5 protein-coding genes and 1 pseudogene are annotated in these 3,921 nt (G+C 70.6%); 4 read left to right on the plus strand and 2 right to left on the minus strand.

Annotation, left to right across the window (positions count from 1 at the left end; translation table 11 throughout):
- Nucleotides 1–254: 254 nt before the first annotated feature.
- Entirely contained in the window at nt 255–662 is a 408-nt protein-coding gene (locus ACRWK7_RS28280; RefSeq protein ID WP_431860037.1) for a hypothetical protein, read from the minus strand.
- 101 nt (nt 663–763) lie between these two features.
- Between ACRWK7_RS28280 and ACRWK7_RS28285 the strand changes: the two genes are divergently transcribed.
- Nucleotides 764–1,354: an NAD(P)H-dependent oxidoreductase gene (locus ACRWK7_RS28285; protein ID WP_431860039.1), complete on the plus strand. Its 591-nt coding sequence runs from the start codon at nt 764–766 to the stop codon at nt 1,352–1,354.
- Here ACRWK7_RS28285 and ACRWK7_RS28290 read toward each other — a convergent pair whose 3' ends face one another.
- Nucleotides 1,355–2,782 carry a GH1 family beta-glucosidase gene (locus ACRWK7_RS28290; protein WP_431860040.1) on the minus strand — a complete coding sequence of 476 codons (1,428 nt, stop codon included), beginning with the start codon at nt 2,780–2,782 and terminating at the stop codon, nt 1,355–1,357. It lies immediately after the preceding gene.
- Nucleotides 2,783–2,930: 148 nt separating this feature from the next.
- Here ACRWK7_RS28290 and ACRWK7_RS28295 point away from each other — a divergent pair, with 148 nt between their 5' ends.
- From ACRWK7_RS28295 to ACRWK7_RS28305, 3 genes and pseudogenes are all read left to right on the plus strand, one after another.
- Nucleotides 2,931–3,128: a twin transmembrane helix small protein gene (locus tag ACRWK7_RS28295; RefSeq protein WP_431860042.1), complete on the plus strand. Its 198-nt coding sequence runs from the start codon at nt 2,931–2,933 to the stop codon at nt 3,126–3,128.
- A gap of 3 nt (nt 3,129–3,131) precedes the next feature.
- A complete protein-coding gene (locus tag ACRWK7_RS28300; protein WP_431860044.1) occupies nt 3,132–3,701 on the plus strand; it encodes a cob(I)yrinic acid a,c-diamide adenosyltransferase in 570 nt (189 codons plus the stop codon).
- Between the two features lie 124 nt (nt 3,702–3,825).
- A pseudogene (locus tag ACRWK7_RS28305) lies at nt 3,826–3,921 on the plus strand (electron transfer flavoprotein subunit beta/FixA family protein); the annotation flags it as partial.

Below are 3,921 nucleotides of genomic sequence, written 5' to 3' on the forward strand. Positions count from 1 at the left end.
CGCGAAAGCGGGGATCCAGAGAACCTTGGGAAATCAACCCCTTGCCAACTCTCCTGGATCCCCGCTTTCGCGGGGATGACGGTTGAGAGAAGCGAAGGAATGCAACCGCGCTCTTTTCCCCGGACAGTCGTGCGCGGAAGCGGGGATCCAGTGCTCGCGTTCGCGAGCCACACGACTCATGTCGCCCCTGCCGGGGCTCTGTCCTGGATCCCCGCCTTCGCGGGGATGACGGCCGTGACGTTCGGAAAGCCATCTTACGGCGCCCCCAGGCCCCAGCGCAGGTACACCAGCGCGCCGGCCATCAGGCCCAGCACCACCACGCCCACATAGAAGCGCACCGGCAGCGGCACCTTCTCCTTGCGCCGATTCGGCGCCTTCGCCGGCTTGGCGGCGGGCCGCGCGCTCCTGCCTTTGGTCGGGCCCTTGGTCGGGTCGTAGAGGTGGATCAGGGTCCAGTTGAACTCCATTCCCTCGAAATCGGCCGCGGGGTTGTGGTCGAGCTGGACGAGGCGGAAATACGCCCGCGGGTTCACCTTGACCATCAGGTCGAAGCGCGCCTCGGCCTGCTTCAGGTCCTCGCCCACCTCCAGCGTCTTCCAGCCCTTGCCGCGCGCCTTCTGGATGGCGAAGCGGGTGGGTTGCGGCGGCGGCTTGGGCGGCATGGGGCTGCGGGCTCGGACCTTCGGACGAGGCGGGCAATCTAGCACGCGCGGGCGCGCGGTGCATGTTATCGTCCCCGTCCTTCCTTCCCGGAGAGCATGGCGTGCGCGTCCAGGCGGTCCTCGCCCATCCCCTTCCCGACAGCTTCGCCGCCGCCGTGCACCGCACGGCCATGACGGCGCTGCGCCGCGCCGGCCACGAGGTGACCGAGACCGACCTCTACGCCGAGGGGTTCGAGCCGGCGCTCACCGCGGCCGAACGCGCCGCCTACTTCGACGCGGATTACGACGCCACGGCGGTGGAGGCGCTGGTGCGGCGGCTGCGGGCGTCGCAGGGGCTGGTGCTGACGTATCCGCACTGGTGGTTCGACACGCCGGCGATCCTGAAGGGCTGGTTCGACCGGGTGTGGGCGCCGGGCGTCGCCTTCCGCCACGACCGCGCCGGCGGGCGGATCGAGCCGCTGCTGAAGGACTTGCGCAAGGTGGCGGTGCTGACCAGCTTCGGCTCCCCCTGGTGGCTGGCCGAGCTGTACATGCGCAACCCGGCGCGCCGCATCCTCAAGGCCGGCGTGCTGACCGCCTGCGCGCCGCGGGCGCGGGTGGACTACCTGGCGCTCTACGACATGGACCGCACGACGGCGGAGAAGCGCGCCCAGCACCTCGCCCGCGTCGAGGACGCGATGCGGGCGTTCTGATTACGCCAGCGCCACCCCATTGCGCCGGATGGCGTCGGCGAACCAGTGGTAGCTGGCCTTGGGCGTGCGCGCCATGGTCTGCCGGTCGACCTGGACGAGGCCGAAGCGGCGGCTGTAGCCCTCCGCCCACTCGAAGTTGTCGAGCAGGGTCCACACGAACCAGCCCTTGAGGTTCGCCCCCTGCCGGATCGCCGCGTGGCCGGCCAGCAGGTGGTCGCGGATGAAGAAGATGCGCTCGCCGTCCTCCGCCTTCCCCTCCGGACCGATCCAGTCGTAGTAGTCGGCGCCGTTCTCGGTCAGGTAGACGGGCGGGTTGCCGTAGCGGTCGCGCAGCTCCAGCAACTGCTCGGTGAGGCCGTCGGGCTCGACCGGCCAGCCCATGCCGGTGCGCTTCACCCCTTCCGGCGCCGGGCCGTAGCCGGTGCCGAACAGGCCGCCGGGATCGGGCTGCTGGTGCATGCGGCTGTAGTAGTTGATGCCCAGGAAATCGATCGGCTGGCGGATCAGCTCCAGGTCGCCGGGCTTGACCAGCGGCTCGAAGTCGGCGGCCAGCAGCTCTGGGATGCGGCCGTGGAACAGCGGGTCGAGGCCGGAGCGGTTCCACACAGCGTCCCACAGCGCCGCCGCGGGCCGGTTGGCCTCCAGCCCGCCGACCGGCTTCACCGGCTGCAGGCTGAGCACGGTGCCGAGCTTCCAGCCCCGGCCGGCCGCGCGCAGCGCCTGCAACGCGGCGCCCTGGGCGAGGTTCTGGTGGTGCAGCGCCGCCACGCAGGTGGCCCGCCCGGTCAGCCCCGGCGCGTGCGTGCCCATGCCGTGGCCGAAGATGGCGACCACCGACGGCTCGTTCAGCATCACCCAGTTGGCTACCCGGTCGCCGAGCCTTCCGGCCACCACCTGGGCGTAATCCGCGAACCAGCCGGCGATCTCGCGGTTGGTCCAGCCGCCCTTGTCCTGCAAGACCTGCGGCAGGTCCCAGTGGTACAGGCACGGCCACGGCTCGATGCCGGCCTTCAGCAGCCCGTCCACCAGCCGGTCGTAGAAGTCCAGCCCCGCCGCGTTCGCCGGCCCGGTGCCGTTCGGCAGCACGCGCGGCCACGCCACCGAGAAGCGGTAGGCGCGCATGCCGGCGCGCGCCATCAGGGCGACGTCCTCCGGCCAGCGGTGGTAGTGGTCGCAGGCGGTGTCGCCGGTGTCGCCGTTCAGCACCTTGCCGGGCGTGCGGCTGAAGGTGTCCCAGACACTCGCCCCCCGCCCGTCGGCGTCGGTGGCGCCCTCGATCTGGTAGGACGAGGTGGAGCAGCCCCACAGGAAGCCGTCCGGGAAGCGCGCCGCGTCCGGCGCCTGCGCCAGGGCCGGCCCCCGGGGCGATCCGAGTCGCGCCGCCACGGCGGAGCCCGCCGCCGCCTTCAAGAACGTCCGTCGCCGCACCGCTCCGCCTCCCTCTCGTGCACGCCGCACTATGCAACAGGAACGGCCCCCAGGTCATCCCGCACCGCGGCGGACGCGGACATCACGCGGCCGTGAGCGGCCGCGCGCCGCACTGGCTGTATGCTCCAGACCGCGCTATATCCGGATCATGAGCGGATTCTTCCTGATCCTGATGGGTCTGGCCATGGCGGCGCTGCTGGCCTCGCTGTTCGCCGGCCTGTTCTTCATGGCGCGCGGCGGCGAGTCCGACCGGCGCAACTCCAACCGTATGATGCGGCTGCGCGTCGGGCTGCAAGGGCTGGCCATCGTGCTGTTCATCCTCGCCCTCATCACCCAGGCGGCGTAACGCATGGTCAAGCTGACACGCATCTACACCCGCGGCGGCGACCGCGGCGAGACCTCGCTCGGCAACGGCGCGCGGGTGCCCAAGCACGACCTGCGCGTCGCCGCCTACGGCACCGTGGACGAGGCCAACGCGGTGGTTGGCCTCGCCCGCCTGCACACCCGCGACGACGCGGACGCCGACTCCATGCTGGCGCGCGTCCAGAACGACCTGTTCGACCTCGGCGCCGACCTCTGCACGCCGGAGGAGGCCGATCCCAAGTACCCGCCGCTGCGCATCCTCGACTCCCAGGTCGACCGGCTGGAGCGCGAGATCGACGCCATGAACGAGACCCTGGCGCCGCTCACCTCGTTCATCCTGCCGGGCGGCTCGCCGGCCGCGGCGCACCTGCACCTCGCCCGCACCGTGGTCCGCCGCGCCGAGCGGCTGATGACCGAGCTGGCGCTGCACGAGCCGGTCAATCCGGCCGCGATCAAGTACGCCAACCGCCTGTCCGACCACCTGTTCGTGCTCAGCCGGCGGTTGAACGGCAACGGTGCCGCCGACGTGCTGTGGGTGCCGGGCGGGAACCGCTGACAACATTATTGCCTACGGTATAGGCGACGTTGACAGGTTCCGAAACTGATCCTATCGTTCGCCGCACTGCGAAAGCTGCCCGTTTTTGGGGCCCGTACGGGTCCGTATAGATCAAGGGTCGGACATGAAAATTCTCGTCCCGGTGAAGCGGGTGGTCGACTACAACGTGAAGATCCGCGTGAAGGCGGACGGCTCGGGTGTGGAGACCGCCAACGTCAAG

Source organism: Azospirillum sp. (genome assembly GCF_050789165.1).

Excerpts from the sequence above, each read along its gene's own strand:
- ACRWK7_RS28300 (WP_431860044.1), top strand. The coding sequence starts at position 3,132 with ATGGTCAAGCTGACACGCATCTACACCCGCGGCGGCGACCGCGGCGAG.
- ACRWK7_RS28295 (WP_431860042.1), top strand. The coding sequence starts at position 2,931 with ATGAGCGGATTCTTCCTGATCCTGATGGGTCTGGCCATGGCGGCGCTG.
- ACRWK7_RS28280 (WP_431860037.1), bottom strand. The coding sequence starts at position 662 with ATGCCGCCCAAGCCGCCGCCGCAACCCACCCGCTTCGCCATCCAGAAG.